Genomic DNA, 15,354 nt, shown 5'->3' with positions numbered 1-15,354 from the left:
TGAGGGCCCCTGCGCCGCCTCCTGAGCCTCACGGGCCCCCCGGGGCCGACGGGGTCCCGGGAGGCCCGGGGCGGGGCGCAGGCGGCCACGCGGCCGCGGGTACGGAAAAGGGTCCGGCCCTTCCCCCGGTCGACGGGGGAAGGGCCGGACCCTTTTCATGCCGGCCGGTGCGCTAGCGGCGGCCGTTGCCTCCGGTCAGGCCGGAGATGATGCCGCCGCCGTCCTGCTGGCCCTGCGTGGTGGCGATGTTGACGGCCTGGCCCGAGGCGAGCGGAGTACCGGGCGGCGGGTTGGTACCCACCACCAGCGCGTTGTCGTCCGTCGGGCCGCCGACGATGCCGACCCTCAGGTTGGCGCGCTGCAGATCGTCCTTGTACTGGCCCAGGGTCCGGTTGGCGAAGTTCGGCACCACGGTCGCCGTCGAGGCCTTGGCGATGGTGATGTTCACCGTCTTGCCCACTTCGAGCTGCTGCCCCGCCGAGAACTGCTGGAAGGTCACCGTGCCCGGAGCGGCTCCGGGCTGCTCGCCCTCCGTCACGCTGCCGAGCTTGAGCTTGGCCTCCTTGAGCGCCTTCTCCGCGTCTTCCTTGGTCTTGCCCTTGAGCTCCGGGACCACAGCCTTGGTCGGCTCCTTGGCCACCGTCAGCTTGACGACGGAGTTCTTCTCCGCCTCGCCGCCCTTCGGGTCCTGCTCCAGCACGAGGCCGGGGGTCTGGTCGGACTCCTCGGTCTTGCGGTCGACCTGGAAGCCCCTCTCCCTCAGGGTCTTCTCGGCCTCTTCGAAGCTGAGCCTCGTGACGATGGGGACCTGCACCTTGGGCGCGCCCGAGGAGACGGTCACCGTGACCGTGGAACCCTTGTCGACGTTGAGGCCGGCCGCCGGGTCCTGCTTGCAGACGTTGCCCTTGGGCTGGTCGTCGCAGGGCGCGTCGCCGCCCTTGACCACCTTGAGGCCGACGTTGTTGCCGCTCGTCTGCGCCTGATCCAGGGTCTGGCCGATGAGCTTGGGAACGGCGGGCCGGTTGTCGGCGGTGTCGCTGAACAGAGAGCGGCCGATGAGGATCGCGCCCACGAGGACGAGGATGCCGGCCGTGACGAGCAGGACCGTGGAGGCCTTGCTCTTCTTCTGCTGCCGACGGCCCTGGCCCTGGTCGTAGCCGCCGTGGCCCTGGTCGCCGTAGCCGTAGCCGTCGCCCGGGGGCATCGGCTGCATCATCGCGGTCTGGCCGCCTTCGGTGGCGCGCAGGGCGGCGGTGGGCTGGTCGTAGCCCGGCTGCCCGTATCCGTGGCCCTGGTCGGGGTAGCCGTAGCCGCCGGCCGCGCCCATGGAGGCGGTGGCGGCGACGGGCTGGCCGTCGAGGCAGGCCTCGATGTCGGCGCGCATCTCGTCGGCCGACTGGTAGCGGTAATCGGGGTCCTTGACCAGCGCCTTGAGGACGATGGCGTCCATCTCGGGCGTGATCTCGGGGTCGAAGTTCGACGGCGGCTGCGGCTCTTCCCGTACGTGCTGGTAGGCGACGGCCACGGGGGAGTCGCCGACGAACGGGGGCCGCACGCTGAGCAGCTCGTAGAGCAGGCAGCCCGCGGAGTAGAGGTCGGAGCGCGCGTCGACCTGCTCGCCCTTGGCCTGCTCCGGGGAGAGGTACTGGGCGGTGCCGATGACGGCGGCCGTCTGCGTCATGGTCATGCCGGAGTCGCCCATGGCGCGCGCGATGCCGAAGTCCATGACCTTGACCTGGCCGGTGCGCGTCAGCATCACGTTCGCGGGCTTGATGTCGCGGTGCACGATGCCGGCCCGGTGCGAGTACTCCAGGGCCTGGAGGATGCCGATGCACATCTCCAGGGTGCGCTCGGGCAGCAGCTTGCGGCCGGAGTGCAGCAGTTCGCGCAGGGTGGAGCCGTCGACGTACTCCATCACGATGTACGGGATGGAGATGTTGTCGACGTAGTCCTCGCCGGTGTCGTAGACGGCGACGATCGCGGGATGGTTCAGCGACGCGGCCGACTGGGCCTCGCGCCGGAACCGGGCCTGGAAGGACGGGTCGCGGGCGAGGTCGGCACGCAGGGTCTTGACGGCGACGGTACGGCCGAGCCGGGTGTCGTGGGCGAGGTAGACCTCGGCCATGCCACCACGGCCGAGCACGTGGCTCAGCTCGTACCGGCCGCCGAGGCGACGCGGCTCTTCCATAACGTTGCAGCCCTCTCCGTCAGTCCCGACCGCACCTGTGTGTGGTCCGGCGGTGTGCTGTTCGCGCAAAGGCTACCGGCCGATCGTCCGTGATCGGTTCGTGGCCACAGGCTGATACTGGACCGGTACCGTACGCTCGGTTCCGGGCGGAAATCAGTGAGGTGCGTCACTCCGCTCCGGCCCGTCATTGCTTGGTCACCCCTGGCTCTTGAGCACCGCTTCCATGACGGCCTTGGCGACGGGGGCGGCCAGACCGCCACCGCTGATCTCCTCGCGCTCCGCGCCGCTGTCCTCGATGACGACGGCGACGGCGACGGGCGAGGAGTTGTCCGGGTTCTCGGCGTAGGAGATGAACCAGGCGTACGGCCGCTTCTTGTTGCCCTCGCCGTGCTGGGCGGTGCCGGTCTTGCCGCCGACCGTCACGTCCTTGATCTTGGCCTTCGGGCCGGTGCCGTGCTCGACGACGTTGACCATCATCTGCTGGATCTTCTGGGCGTTGGCGGCGGACAGCGGCCGGCCCATCTCCTGCGGCTCGTGCTTCTCGATGATGTCGAGGTTGGGGGCGGTGAGATGGTCGACCATGTACGGCTTCATCAGCTTGCCGTCGTTGGCGATCGCGGCGGTGACCATGGCCATCTGGAGCGGGGTGGCGGCGGTGTTGAACTGCCCGATGGAGCTCAGGGCGTTGCCGTCACGGGCCATCTTCTTGTCGTAGATGCTGGCGAACGCGCGGACCGGAATGTCGATCTTGTCGTTGTTGAAGCCGAACTTCTCGGCGGTCTCCACCATCTTGTCGCGGGTGACCTTGTCGCCCAGGCTCGCGAAGACGGAGTTGCAGGAGACCTCCATCGCCTTGTTCAGGCTGGCCTTCTCGCAGCCCTTGGCGTGGTTCTCCATCGGGGTCTGGGTGCCGGGCAGGATGTACGGCTCGGGGGTGTCCGTCGGGTCGTCGATGTTCTTGACGACGCCGTGCTCCAGGGCCGCGGCCGCGGTGACCACCTTGAACGTGGAGCCCGGCGGGTAGGTCTCGCGCAGGGCGCGGTTGACGAGCTTCTTGTCCTCGCTGTCCTTCAGCTCGACCCAGGCCTTCTCGTCGGTCTTGGAGTTGCCCGCGAAGCTGGAGGGGTCGTACGAGGGGGTGGAGACGAGGGCGAGGATGGCGCCCGTGCGCGGGTCGATGGCGGCGACCGCGCCCTTGTTCTTGCCGAGCGCCTCGAAGGCGGCCGTCTGGGCCGCGGGGTTGAGCGTGGTGACGACGTTGCCGCCCTGCTTCTTCTCCCCGGTGAACATGCCGATGGTGCGGTCGAAGAACAGCCGGTCGTCGTTGCCGGTGAGGATGCCGTCCTCGAGCGATTCGAGCTGGGTGGAGCCGAAGGCCTGCGAGGCGTAGCCAGTGACCGGCGCCCACAGCTCGCCGTTCGTGTAGGTGCGCTTGAACTTGTAGTCGCTGCCATCGGTGATCTTGGAGCCCGTGATCGGGCTGCCGTTGACGATGATGTTGCCGCGCTCGGTCGCGTACTGGGCGATCTGGACCCGGCGGTTCTCCTTGCGCGTGCTGAGTTCCTCCGCCTGCACGTACTGCAGCCAGTTCGTGCGGATCAGCAGGGCGAGGACAAGCAGCCCGCAGAACAGCGAGATGCGGCGCAGGGGCTTGTTCATGACGGGCGGACCACCTGGGTCATCTCGGAGTCGGGGGACGGGGCGGGGGCCGGTGCGGGGCGGCGTGCGGTGTCGCTGATCCGGATGAGGACGGCGATGAGGATCCAGTTGGCCAGGACGGAGGAACCGCCGGACGCGAGGAAGGGCATCGTCATGCCGGTGAGGGGGATGAGGCCCATGACCCCGCCGGCGACCACGAAGATCTGGAGCGAGAAGGCGCCGGAGAGGCCGATGGCGAACAGCTTGCCGAAGGGGTCGCGGGCCGCGAGGGCGGTGCGGACGCCCCGCTCGATGATCAGGCCGTAGATCAGGAGGAAGGCCATCACACCGGCGAGCCCGAGCTCTTCGCCGACGGTGGAGAAGATGAAGTCGGAGTTGGCGGCGAAGCCGATGAGGTCGGAGTTGCCCTGGCCCCACCCGGCACCGAGGACGCCGCCCGAGCCGAAGCTCATGATCGACTGGCCGACCTGCTCGCAGGCGCCGGAGGTGGAGTAGCAGGCGAAGGGGTCGAGCCAGGCGGTGACGCGGGCCTTGACGTGGCTGGCGGTGGCCCCGACGACGGTGGCGCCGCCGACCGACATCAGCAGGCCGATGACGATCCAGCTGGTGCGCTCGGTGGCCACGTACAGCATGATCACGAACATGCCGAAGAAGAGCAGCGAGGTGCCGAGGTCGTTCTCGAAGACGAGGACGAGCAGGCTCATCGCCCAGATCATCAGGATCGGGCCGAGGTCGCGGCCGCGGGGCAGGTAGAGGCCCATGAAGCGGCGGCTGGCCAGCGCGAGCGCGTCGCGCTTCACCATGAGGTAGCCGGCGAAGAAGATGGCGATGACGATCTTCGCGAACTCGCCGGGCTGGATGGAGAAGCCGCCGACGCTGATCCAGATCTTGGCGCCGAAGACGTCGGCGCCGAGGCCCGGGATGACCGGCAGGATCAGCAGGATCAGGGCGCCGGCCATGGAGATGTACGTGAACCGCTGCAGGACGCGGTGGTCCTTGAGGATCAGCAGCACGGCGGCGAACAGGGCGATGGCCACCGCCGTGTACATCATCTGGCGGGGCGCGGACGGGGAGAAGGCGCCGAAGGACCGCTTCGCCAGGTTCTGCAGCCGCTCGGACTGGTCCAGACGCCAGATCAGCACGAGGCCCAGCCCGTTGAGGAGCGTGGCCAGGGGCAGCAGCAGCGGGTCGGCGTACTTGGCGTACCGGCGCACGACGAAGTGCGCGATCCCGGCGAGGGCGCCGAGGCCGAGACCGTAGAGCACCATGCCGGGCGGCAGGGTGCCGTTGATCGCGAGGCCCACGTTGGCGTAGGCGAACATCGGGATGACCACGGCGAAGACGAGCAGCAGGAGCTCGGTGTTCCGCCGGCTCGGCAGCTCGATGGCGCCGATGGTGGTCGTGTTGGTGACAACGCTCATGGTGTGGCAGGCCCCCTGCGCCCGCGTGTGACTGCTACTTCTCGCACAGCCCGACCAGCTGCTGCTCCTCGGGAGTCAGGCTGGGACCGGGTGTCGGAGTGTTCTGCGCCTCGGCGTTGCGGCGCTCTTCGTCCTTCTTGCAGGCGGTGGTCTGGACGCCGAGGTCGTCGAGCTTCCTCTTGGCGGCGTCGAGGCTGCCCTCGCTGATGGTGGCCTCGACCAGCTTGCGCTTGAAGGGCGGCAGGTACTTCAGTTCGATGTCGGGGCGGTCCGTCTCCACCTTGGAGAGCTTCAGCGGGCCGAGCTTCGGGCTGATGCCGCGGAAGAGCGCGACGTGCTCGCCGTTCTTGCCGACGTAGAACTGGGTCTGGGTCCAGCGCCAGCCGGCGTACAGGCCGCCGCCGATGACACCGACGACGATGAGCAGGGTCAGCGTACGGGTGGTCCACTTGCGCCCTTTGCTGCGGCGCCTGCGGGGGTGGTCGTACGTGTCCTCGTAGCCGGAGTCGGCGTCGTAGCGTTCGGCTTCGCCGAAGCTGCCGTAACCGCCGCCGCCCTGGCCCTGCTCGGAGTACCCGTAGCCGGGGGCGTCGCCGCTGCCGGGGGGGCCGAAGGCGCCGGGCGGCGGGGACTGGCGGCCGAGGCCCGAGGCCCGGCCGGCCGGGGTCTGCATGGCGTTGCCGCCGTCGAAGAGCTGGTGCTGGTTCTCGGCGACCGCGCCGACGACCACCGGGGTGTCGCTGACCTGGGCGGCGAGGGTGTCGCCGCTGTCGGTGTCGAGGACGTCGGCGACGATGCAGGTGATGTTGTCGGGTCCGCCGCCGCGCAGCGCGAGCTGGATCAGGGACTGCACGGTCTCGCGGGGGCCGTGGTAGTCGGCGAGGGTCTCTTCCAGGGTCTGGTGCGAGACGACGCCGGAGAGCCCGTCGGAGCAGATCAGGTAGCGGTCGCCGGCGCGGACCTCACGGATGGAGAGGTCGGGTTCGACGATGTCGCCGCTGCCGAGCGCACGCATCAGCAGCGAGCGCTGCGGGTGGGTGGTGGCTTCCTCTTCCGTGATGCGGCCCTCGTCGACGAGGCGCTGCACCCAGGTGTGGTCCTGGGTGATCTGGGTGAGGACGCCGTCGCGCAGCAGGTAGGCACGGGAGTCGCCGACGTGGACGAGGCCGAGGCGTTGGCCGGTCCACAGCAGGGCGGTCAGGGTGGTGCCCATGCCCTCGAGCTGGGGGTCCTCCTCGACCATGACGCGCAGCTGGTCGTTGGCCCGCTGCACGGCGGTGGCGAGGGAGGTGAGGATGTCGGAGCCCGGGACGTCGTCGTCGAGCTGCACGAGGGTGGAGATCACCTCGGAACTCGCGACCTCGCCGGCGGCCTGGCCTCCCATGCCGTCGGCGATCGCGAGGAGACGGGGACCGGCGTAGCCGGAGTCCTCGTTCCCCTCGCGGATCATGCCCTTGTGTGATCCGGCGGCGAACCGCAGGGACAGACTCATGCGCACCTCGCCGGTCGGCTCCGGGTACAACCGGTCTCGAGCCACACTGCCCACCCTCCGGTCGGGAGCGCGCACGTGTCCGTGTCCTCGGTGGGACGGATCACTGCCGCGCGCTCGCTCCGCTCGCTCATTCTCGTACTACTTCCGCAGCTCGATGACGGTCTTGCCGATGCGGATCGGTGCGCCCGGCGGAATGGGCGTCGGGGTGGTCAGCCGGGTCCGGTCGAGATACGTGCCGTTGGTGGACCCGAGATCCTCGACGATCCACTGGCCGTCACGGTCGGGATAGATCCTGGCATGGCGGCTGGACGCGTAGTCGTCGTCCAGCACGATCGTGGAGTCGTGGGCGCGGCCCAGCGTGATCGTCTGGCCGGCGAGGGCCACCGTGGTTCCCGTGAGGGTGCCCTCGGACACGACGAGCTTGGTGGGCGCACCGCGGCGCTGGCGCTGCTGCGGAGGCGCGGCCTGGCGGCCCGCCTGCTGCGGTGCGCTGGTGGCGCCGCCGCGGCGGGAGCCGCGCTGCGTCACTCTCGTTCCGAAGAGGTCGCTGCGGATGACCTGGACGGCCACGATGACGAACAGCCACAGAACGGCTAGGAAACCCAACCGCATGACCGTCAGGGTCAGCTCTGACATTGCCCCCGCTTCACCCTTCGGCTTGCCGGTAAATGATGGTCGTGCTGCCCACGACGATCCGCGAGCCGTCGCGGAGCGTAGCGCGGGTGGTGTGCTGCCCGTCCACCACGATGCCGTTGGTGGACCCGAGATCCTGGATCGTCGAGGGCGTTCCGGTCCGGATCTCACAGTGCCGGCGGGATACGCCGGGGTCGTCGATCCGCACGTCGGCTTCCGTGCTTCGGCCGAGTACGAGCGTGGGGCGCGAGATCTGGTGGCGGGTGCCGTTGATCTCGATCCAGTGCCGCTTGGGACCGCCAGGGCCGGCCGCGGGGGCCGCTCCGGCGGGTCCGGGGGCGGGACGCCGCACGCCCGCGCCGCTGGGAGGCGGCGCACTGGGCATGGGCGGGGCGCCGACCGGCGGATAGCCGTAGCCGCCCTGAGGCTGGTTCTCCGGAGGGTAGCCGTAGCCGCCCTGCGGTGAGGGCGGCCCCGCCTGCGGCTGGGAGGTGCTGGAGGCGAGGGTGCGGCTGCGGACCCGGTAGAGCCCGGTGTCGAGGTCGTCGGCCTTCTCCAGATGGACCTTGATGGGGCCCATGAAGCTGTAGCGCTGCTGCTTGGCGTAGTCGCGGACGAGGCCCGCGAGCTCGTCGCCGAGCTGCCCGGAGTAGGGGCTCAGACGGTCGTAGTCACCGGCGCTGAGCTCGACGATGAAGTCGTTGGGGACGACGGTCCGCTCGCGGTTCCAGATGGTGGCGTTGTTGTCGCACTCCCGCTGGAGGGCTCCGGCGATCTCCACCGGCTGGACCTCGGACTTGAACACCTTGGCGAAGGTGCCGTTCACCAGACCTTCGAGTCGCTGCTCGAACCGCTTCAGAACTCCCATGGGGCACCTCCTCCGTCGTTGTCGCCCTGTACTGCTTACTGATCGTATCCACGCGTGGCGGATTCGGGTGGTTCCCCATCGCTCCTGTGAGGACGAGTGTTGGTCCTCACAAGGGATCGTAGGGGCGCCGCAGGAACAGTGTCCCGCACCCGGACCGGAGTGCGGGAGGGGCCCGTCCGACGAGGGGTGCGGGGGTGCCGGGAAAGCGATGTGAAACCACCCCGTCCACCGTGCTAATGTTTCGACGTCGCCAGGGGAACGGCCCGAAAGGGAAGAACCACTGGGACGCTGCTCGGGCGAGTGGCGGAACGGCAGACGCGCTGGCTTCAGGTGCCAGTGTCCTTCGGGACGTGGGGGTTCAAATCCCCCCTCGCCCACATCGACGAGACGGTCGTCACTGCGCAAGCGGTGGCGGCCGTTTCGTGTTTTTCCTCTCCTTTCCCGGCCCTTCTCGGCCCCGCCCGCAGGTGTGACGTACGTCCCTCCCGGGCGCCCCTGACGTGCGGCCTTGCCGGCGGACCCGGTGGGACGGGATCAACTGTCCGCATGGCGAGACCAGTTGCGGCCGGCGGGGCCGCGCGGGCCGGCGGACGACTTTCGTTGCGGCGGGCGCGACGAAAGAGGGCGGTCCGGTGGGGCGGCGGGTGTCTAGGGTCGGTCGGGTGGATGTGACGGCGAAGACGCGTGCGGGATGGGCCTGGCTGAGGGGGCCGGAGCCGTGGACCCGGCGGATGCTGGCGGCGGACCTGGCGGTCGGCGGTGTGCTGGCCATCCTCGGGCTGGGCGTCGACGAGCTCAGCGGCGGGTCCGGTCCGCGGATGCTCGTGGGCTCCGTGGTCGTGGTGGCGCTGACCCTCATGCGACGGCGGCTGCCGGGGACCGCGCTCGTGCTCGCCTCGGCGGTGGGCGCCCTCCTCCCGGGGACGTTCTTCGTCACGCCCGTGCTGGCCTGGTCGGCGGGGCGGCGGATCGTCGGCGTGGGCCGGGCGGTGGCCGCCTTCGCGCTGGCCTTCGTCGCGGCGGTCGGCGCCAGCGTGGCGGACCAGTCGGCGCAGATGCGGCCGCTGCTGGTGATCGTGTTCTCCACGCTGATGTTCCTGGCCATGATTGTGATGCCGGGTCTGGCCAGCCGGTACTGGTCGCAGCGGCGCACCCTGCTGCGGGCGCTCCACGAGCGCAACGGACAGCTGCTGCGCGAGCGGGCCATGGTCGCCGGGCAGGCGAGGCTGCGCGAGCGGCAGCGCATCGCCCAGGACATGCACGACAGCCTGGGGCACCAGCTGGCCCTGATCTCCGTGCACACCGGGGCGCTGGAGGTGGATCCGGAACTCACCGGCCGTCAGCGCGAGGCGGTGGGCGTGCTGCGGCAGGCCTCGGTGGCCGCGATGCACGAGCTGCGCGAGGTCGTCGGCATCCTGCGCGACGGCGTGGAGGCTCCCGCACCGGTGGAGGAGGCCCAGCCCGCGGCGCGCGGCGTGGCCGGGATCCCGGGGGTCGTGGAGGCGGCGCGCGGCTCGGGCACCGACGTACGGCTGACCACGTCGGGGCGGCCGAGGCCGCTGGTCGCCGCGTGCGACCACGCCGCGTACCGGATCGTCCAGGAGGCCCTGACGAACGCGTACAAGCACGCTCCGGGGGCGCCGATCGCCGTCGAGCTGCGGTACGAGGACGACTCGCTGGTGGTGGAGATCGCCAACGGGCCGGCGGCCGGTCCGGCGGACGCCGAGGTGGTCTCGGGCGGGCAGGGCCTGACGGGGCTGCGCGAGCGGGCGCGGCTGGTCGGCGGGATGGTGCACGCGGGCGCCGCCGAGGGCGGCGGGTTCCGGGTGGCCGGGGTGCTCCCGTACGGGACCGAGCCGGCCGGCGTGGAGGACGTGGCCGACGACTTCGGGCAGCGGGCCCACGCGCAGACGCACGCGTCGGCCGGGGAGCAGCCGATGGACTGGGCGGCGGTCGACCGGGAGCTGGCCGTACGGGTGCGCAGCCGGACCGGCGGCGTCGCGGTGGGCTGCGGGATCGCCTTCGCGGCGGTGGTGCTGCTGGTGATCGTGCTCGGCGCCGGGGCGGTGCTGCTGGCGGATTCGGCGGGCGACGCGATGATCGGCCGGGACGAGTTCGACGCGGTGCAGGTGGGCGAGGCGGAGGCGTCCGTCCGCGACCGGCTGCCGAGCGGCGAGAACTTCATGACGGCGGGGGCGGAGCGCAAGGGGCCGGCGAAGCCGCCGGGCTCGCAGTGCCTGGCCCTGCTCGCCGAGGACGGGTCGGGAAGCTGGGGCACGGACCTGATTTACCGGTTCTGCTTCCAGGACGGCAAGCTCGTCGACAAGCAGGTCTACGAGGTCAAGCAGTAGGAGCACGGGTGACAGCCGAAGTGATCCGCGTGGTGATCGCCGACGACGAGCCGCTGATCCGGGCCGGGATCAGGATGATCCTGACCTCGGCGCAGGACATCGAGGTCGTCGCGGAGGCGGCGAACGGCCGGGAGGCGGTGGAGCTGGCCCGCTCGCACGCGCCCGACGTGATGCTCCTCGACATCCAGATGCCGGTGATGGACGGGCTGACCGCACTGGGGGAGCTGCGGCGTGCCGCGCCGCAGGTGCGCGCGCTGATCCTGACGACCTTCGGGGAGAAGGAGAACGTGCTGCGGGCGCTGGGCCAGGGCGGCGCGGGCTTCCTGCTGAAGGACTCGGCGCCGGGCGAGCTGATCGGGGCCGTCCGGGCCGCCGCGTCCGGGGACGCGTACCTCTCGCCGGGAGCCACCCGGCACGTGGTGGACCAGCTGGCGTCGGGGAAGGCCGCCGTGCGCGGCGAGGAGGCCCGGCGCCAGGTCGCGGCGCTGAGCGAGCGCGAGCGCGGTGTGCTGGCGCTGCTCGGCGAGGGGCTGTCCAATGCGGACGCGGGCCGGCGGCTGCACATGAGCGAGGCGACCGTGAAGACGTACGTGAGCCGCATCCTGGCCAAGCTGGGCTGTGAGAACCGCGTGCAGGCCGCCCTGCTGGCCAGGGACGCCGGGCTGTAGATACGGTCAGCCCGTTCGAAAAGCGATCGATGAACGGGTGGGGGCGGCGCCGATGGCGGCGGTAGCGGGGCAGCGGATTCCGGACGTGGCGGGCTTCGCGCCGCGGGTGGCTGCGGGTTCGCCCAAGGAGGAGGGCAAGGCGCTGCGCGTGCGCGTGCCGCGGTCGGCGCACGCCGCCTTCGTGGCGCCCGCCGGGCGGCCGGACGCGGTCCGGGCGGTGGAGGAGTCCAACGCGGGGCGGGTCGCCGAGCTGACTCCCATAAGGGTGGGCCGGATGGCCGCGAACCCCTTCGCGTTCCTGCGCGGGGCGGCCGGGCTGATGGCCCACGACCTGTCGGGCGGTCCCGTGACCGGGGTCGGCGCGCAGATATGCGGTGACGCCCACGCGGCGAACTTCGGCCTGTACGGGGACGCCCAGGGGCGGCTCGTGATCGACCTGAACGACTTCGACGAGACCGTGTTCGGCCCGTGGGAGTGGGACGTCAAGCGGCTGGCGACCTCGCTGGTGCTGGCCGGCCGGGTGGCCGGCGCGGACGAGGACACCTGCCGGGCGGCCGCCCTGGACGCGGTGGGCGCCTACCGGCGGACCATGCGGCTGCTGGCCAAGTTGCCCGCCCTCGACGCGTGGAACGCCATCGCGGACGAGGAGCTCGTCTCGCACACGGACGCCCGCGATCTGCTGGGCACGCTGGAGCGGGTCTCGGAGAAGGCCCGCAACAACACCTCCGCCCGGTTCGCCGCCAAGTCGGCGGTGACGGGGCCGGACGGCGCCCTGCGCTTCGTCGACGCGCTGCCCGTGCTGCGCCGCGTCGGTGACGAGGAGGCGGCGGCCGTGGCGGCCTCGCTCGGCACCTACCTCCAGACGCTGCAGGGCGACCGGCTGCCGCTGCTGGCCCGGTACGCGATCCAGGACGTGGCCTTCCGCGTGGTGGGCACCGGGAGCGTCGGCACCCGCTCGTACGTGGTGCTGCTGCTGGACCACCGGGGCGAGGCGCTGGTGCTCCAGGTGAAGGAGGCGCGGCCCTCGGTGCTGCTGCCGCACCTGCCCGCGCTGGGCTTCACCTCGCCGCCCGAGGAGCACGAGGGCCGCCGGGTGGTCGCCGGGCAGAAGCGGATGCAGGTGGTCTCCGACATCATGCTGGGCTGGACCACGGTGGAGGGCCGGCCGTTCCAGGTGCGGCAGTTCCGCAACCGCAAGGGCAGCGTGGACCCGGCGGCGCTGGCCGTCGAGCAGATCGACGACTACGGGCGGATGACCGGCGCCCTGCTGGCCCGGGCGCACGCGCACAGCGCCGACCCGCGGCTGCTGGCCGGCTACTGCGGCAAGAACGAGGAGCTGGACGAGGCGATGGCGGCCTTCGCGGTGGCCTACGCCGACCGGACCGAGGCCGACCACGCCGACCTGGTGGCGGCCGTGCGGGGCGGGCGGATCGCCGCGGAAGCCGGGGTCTAGGGCCGTGCCGGACCGTGGTGCGGGCGGGCGGCGTCCCTTTCCGGGCCGCCGCCGGGAGGTGCCCCCGGTGAAGACGTCGCCCGTGCGGGTGGGCCGTAGGCTGGCCGGGTGAGCGAGCAGACCGAGCAGCCCGAGCAGACAGTCCCCGGTGGTTCCGGCGACTCCTCCACCGGTGAGGAGCGCCCCGAGGCGCGCCTGGAGCGGGCCGTACGGGCCGCCGAGCAGGCGCTGATCGAGTTCGAGATCGCGGTGGAGACCTTCCGCGTGGAGGTGGAGAACTTCTCCCGCCTGCACCACCAGAAGCTCGGCCCCATGTACTCCAGGCTCGACGAGCTGGACGCGCTGATCGCCGAGGCGAAGGCGGCCCGCAGCGGGGACCGCGACGATCTGCGCCGGGCCAAGGAGGCGCGCGCGCTGGTCATGCCGATGCCGGGGGTGGACGAGCTGTTCCACGACTGGCTGGGCTCGGACGGGATCTCCGACGACGCCGCCGCGATGCTCACCGACCGGCCCGTGCGGCCGCCGGAGCGGGTGCGGCCCTCGGAGGAGGTGCGCCGTCTGTACCGCGAGCTGGTCCGCCAGGCGCACCCCGACCTCGCCCAGGAGGAGGCGGAGCGGGAACGGCGCGACGCGTTCATCGCGCGCGTCAACGCCGCGTACGGCCGGGGCGACGAGGGGCTGCTGCGCGAGCTGGCCGAGGAGTGGGCGGCCGGCCCGGTCCCGGAGGCGGCCGCCCCGAGCGAGAGCGAGGAGCTGTACGCCCGGCTGGAGTGGCTGGCGCAGCGCAAGGAGCTGCTGGCGCTGGTGGCCCGGGAGCTGGAGGAAGGTGCGATCGGGTCGATGCTGAGGATGGCGCCCGACGATCCGGACCGGCTGCTGGAGGAGATCGCGGAGCAGCTGCTGGCGCAGGTTTCCGAGCGCGAGGCGGAACTGGCGGCGGTGCTCGCCGCCGAGTGACCGGGCCGGCCGGCGCCGGCGGGGCACGACGCACCCGTCGGATAGGTTGGAAGGACCATCTGCGATGAGAGAAGGCGACGTATGAACTTCGGACCGCTTCCCTCGGTGGACGCCGCCGCGGTGCCCTCCGAAGGCTTTGTCCTCGACGTCCGTGAGGACGACGAATGGGCGGCCGGTCACGTCGAGGGTGCGCTGCACATCCCGATGAGCGACTTCGTCGCCCGCTTCGGTGAGCTGACGGAGGCCGTCGAGGACGGCCGCCGGGTGTACGTGATGTGCCGGGTCGGCGGGCGTTCCGCGCAGGTCACCCAGTATCTGGTGCGCCAGGAGATCGACGCCGTGAACGTCGACGGCGGGATGCAGGCCTGGGACGGTGCCGGACGCCCGATGGTGACGGACAGCGGGAGCCCGGCCTTCGTGCTGTAGCCCTGTGGCCCTGAAGCCCTGTGGTCCCTGCTCAGCCGAGGGGGTGGGCGGCCAGCAGGTCGCCCAGGGCCTCCTCGTGCGCGGCGGCCGGGCCCAGCTGGAGCTCCAGCTGCTTGGCCCAGGCGTGGTAGCGGTGCAGCGGGTAGTCGGTGTCGGCGCCGAAGCCGCCGTGCAGGTGCTGGGCGGTCTGCACGACCCGGCGCACGCCCTCCGAGGCCCAGATCTTGGCGACCGCGACGTCACCGGAGCTCGGCAGCGGCCCGCCGGCGCCGCCGGTCGCGGCGTCGAGCCGCCAGGCGGCCTGCCAGAGGGTGACCTCCATGGCGCGCAGGTCGATGTAGCGGTCGGCGGCCTGGACGGCGACGGCCTGGAAGGTGGCCACCGGGAAGCCGAACTGCTCGCGCTTGCCGGTGTACTGGCTGGTCATGGTGAGGACGCCCTCGCCGAGCCCGAGGGCCAGCGCGCAGGTGCCGGTGGCGAGGAGCTGGCGGAGCCGCTCCCAGGCTTCCGGGGCTTCGATGAGGTGGGCGGTGTCCACCCGTACGCCGTCCAGGGCGAGTTCGGCGAGCCGCTCGCCGCTGGTGGAGACCTGCTCGGCGAGGGCGAGGCCCTCGGCGGTGCGCGGGACGAGCGCGAGGACGGCGTCGCCCTCGCCGGTGTGGGCCGGTACGGCGATCCAGTCGGCGCTCTGCGCCCAGGGGACGGCGGTCTGCGTGCCGTCCAGGATCCAGTCCGCGCCTTCGCGGCGGGCGGTGACGGCGAGTTCGGCCGGGTCGTGGCCGGAGCGGCCGTGCGCGGCGGCGGTGAGCACGAGCGTGCCGCATCCGGCGGCGGGCAGCAGGGCGGCGGCCAGTTCGGGGCTGCCGTGGGCCTGGACGGCCATGGCGGCGGCGCAGTGCTCCAGCAGCGGAACCCGTGCCAGCACCCGGCCCGCCTCGCGCAGCACCAGGCACAGGGCGATGGCGTCCAGGCCGGCGCCCCCGTGCTCCTCGGCGAGGACCAGGCTCAGCAGGTCGGACCCGGCGAGCCCGGCCCACAGCGGGCGGTCGAAGTCTTCGGCGACGGCGCCCGGGGTGAGCGCGGGGCTGGGCACGCCGTCGGGTGCGACGTCCGCGAACACGGCCCTGGCCGCCTCGACGGCGGCCTGCTGCTCCTCGGTGAAGGTGAAGTCCACTGCCTGTCCTCCCGCGCGCATTCAGGTCTGACGGTGCGTCAAGATAGAACACGTTCTGGAAATT

General features: G+C 71.6%; 12 protein-coding genes and 1 tRNA gene. 6 read left to right on the top strand and 7 right to left on the bottom strand.

What is annotated here, in order from left to right:
- Positions 1-172: 172 nt before the first annotated feature.
- The 6 genes from pknB to ACIPYQ_RS18320 form a co-directional block, all read right to left on the bottom strand.
- Complete coding sequence (gene pknB, locus ACIPYQ_RS18345; protein ID WP_401252191.1) at positions 173-2,188, bottom strand: Stk1 family PASTA domain-containing Ser/Thr kinase; 2,016 nt, start codon at positions 2,186-2,188, stop codon at positions 173-175.
- A 195-nt stretch (positions 2,189-2,383) separates the two neighbouring features.
- Positions 2,384-3,847 carry a peptidoglycan D,D-transpeptidase FtsI family protein gene (locus ACIPYQ_RS18340; protein ID WP_401252188.1) on the bottom strand — a complete coding sequence of 488 codons (1,464 nt, stop codon included), beginning with the start codon at positions 3,845-3,847 and terminating at the stop codon, positions 2,384-2,386.
- Entirely contained in the window at positions 3,844-5,268 is a 1,425-nt protein-coding gene (locus tag ACIPYQ_RS18335) for an FtsW/RodA/SpoVE family cell cycle protein (protein WP_401252185.1), read from the bottom strand. The genes ACIPYQ_RS18340 and ACIPYQ_RS18335 overlap by 4 nt, the downstream gene beginning before the upstream one ends.
- A 34-nt stretch (positions 5,269-5,302) precedes the next feature.
- Positions 5,303-6,760 carry a PP2C family serine/threonine-protein phosphatase gene (locus ACIPYQ_RS18330; protein ID WP_361752786.1) on the bottom strand — a complete coding sequence of 486 codons (1,458 nt, stop codon included), beginning with the start codon at positions 6,758-6,760 and terminating at the stop codon, positions 5,303-5,305.
- A 138-nt stretch (positions 6,761-6,898) separates the two neighbouring features.
- On the bottom strand, positions 6,899-7,396 hold the full coding sequence (locus ACIPYQ_RS18325) for an FHA domain-containing protein (protein WP_215014477.1): 498 nt from the start codon (positions 7,394-7,396) through the stop codon (positions 6,899-6,901).
- Positions 7,397-7,406: 10 nt separating this feature from the next.
- Positions 7,407-8,261 carry an FhaA domain-containing protein gene (locus tag ACIPYQ_RS18320; RefSeq protein ID WP_401252183.1) on the bottom strand — a complete coding sequence of 285 codons (855 nt, stop codon included), beginning with the start codon at positions 8,259-8,261 and terminating at the stop codon, positions 7,407-7,409.
- Positions 8,262-8,555: 294 nt separating this feature from the next.
- On the opposite strand from ACIPYQ_RS18320, the gene ACIPYQ_RS18315 reads away from it, so the two are divergent.
- From ACIPYQ_RS18315 to ACIPYQ_RS18290, 6 genes are all read left to right on the top strand, one after another.
- Positions 8,556-8,638, top strand: a tRNA-Leu gene (locus ACIPYQ_RS18315).
- Between the two features lie 285 nt (positions 8,639-8,923).
- Positions 8,924-10,612 (top strand): sensor histidine kinase, encoded by a 1,689-nt coding sequence (locus ACIPYQ_RS18310; protein WP_401252181.1) that lies wholly within the window; start codon positions 8,924-8,926, stop codon positions 10,610-10,612.
- A gap of 8 nt (positions 10,613-10,620) precedes the next feature.
- On the top strand, positions 10,621-11,280 hold the full coding sequence (locus ACIPYQ_RS18305; RefSeq protein ID WP_401252178.1) for a response regulator: 660 nt from the start codon (positions 10,621-10,623) through the stop codon (positions 11,278-11,280).
- Between the two features lie 52 nt (positions 11,281-11,332).
- A complete protein-coding gene (locus ACIPYQ_RS18300) occupies positions 11,333-12,733 on the top strand; it encodes a DUF2252 domain-containing protein (protein ID WP_401252175.1) in 1,401 nt (466 codons plus the stop codon).
- Positions 12,734-12,841: 108 nt separating this feature from the next.
- Complete coding sequence (locus ACIPYQ_RS18295; RefSeq protein WP_401252172.1) at positions 12,842-13,690, top strand: hypothetical protein; 849 nt, start codon at positions 12,842-12,844, stop codon at positions 13,688-13,690.
- A gap of 81 nt (positions 13,691-13,771) precedes the next feature.
- Positions 13,772-14,116, top strand: a complete 345-nt coding sequence (locus tag ACIPYQ_RS18290) for a rhodanese-like domain-containing protein (protein ID WP_319721992.1) — start codon at positions 13,772-13,774, stop codon at positions 14,114-14,116.
- A gap of 31 nt (positions 14,117-14,147) precedes the next feature.
- Here ACIPYQ_RS18290 and ACIPYQ_RS18285 read toward each other — a convergent pair whose 3' ends face one another.
- Entirely contained in the window at positions 14,148-15,290 is a 1,143-nt protein-coding gene (locus tag ACIPYQ_RS18285; RefSeq protein WP_401252169.1) for an acyl-CoA dehydrogenase family protein, read from the bottom strand.
- Between the last annotated feature and the right edge of the window lie 64 nt (positions 15,291-15,354).

Source organism: Streptomyces sp. NPDC090045, assembly GCF_044747975.1.
In the GTDB taxonomy this organism is placed as follows: Bacteria; Actinomycetota; Actinomycetes; order Streptomycetales; family Streptomycetaceae; genus Streptomyces.
This window is presented reverse-complemented; position numbering and strand designations above follow the sequence as displayed.

Excerpts from the sequence above, each read along its gene's own strand:
- ACIPYQ_RS18300 (WP_401252175.1), top strand. The coding sequence starts at position 11,333 with ATGGCGGCGGTAGCGGGGCAGCGGATTCCGGACGTGGCGGGCTTCGCG.
- ACIPYQ_RS18320 (WP_401252183.1), bottom strand. The coding sequence starts at position 8,261 with ATGGGAGTTCTGAAGCGGTTCGAGCAGCGACTCGAAGGTCTGGTGAAC.
- ACIPYQ_RS18325 (WP_215014477.1), bottom strand. The coding sequence starts at position 7,396 with ATGTCAGAGCTGACCCTGACGGTCATGCGGTTGGGTTTCCTAGCCGTT.
- pknB (WP_401252191.1), bottom strand. The coding sequence starts at position 2,188 with ATGGAAGAGCCGCGTCGCCTCGGCGGCCGGTACGAGCTGAGCCACGTG.
- ACIPYQ_RS18340 (WP_401252188.1), bottom strand. The coding sequence starts at position 3,847 with ATGAACAAGCCCCTGCGCCGCATCTCGCTGTTCTGCGGGCTGCTTGTC.
- ACIPYQ_RS18290 (WP_319721992.1), top strand. The coding sequence starts at position 13,772 with ATGAACTTCGGACCGCTTCCCTCGGTGGACGCCGCCGCGGTGCCCTCC.
- ACIPYQ_RS18335 (WP_401252185.1), bottom strand. The coding sequence starts at position 5,268 with ATGAGCGTTGTCACCAACACGACCACCATCGGCGCCATCGAGCTGCCG.
- ACIPYQ_RS18330 (WP_361752786.1), bottom strand. The coding sequence starts at position 6,760 with ATGAGTCTGTCCCTGCGGTTCGCCGCCGGATCACACAAGGGCATGATC.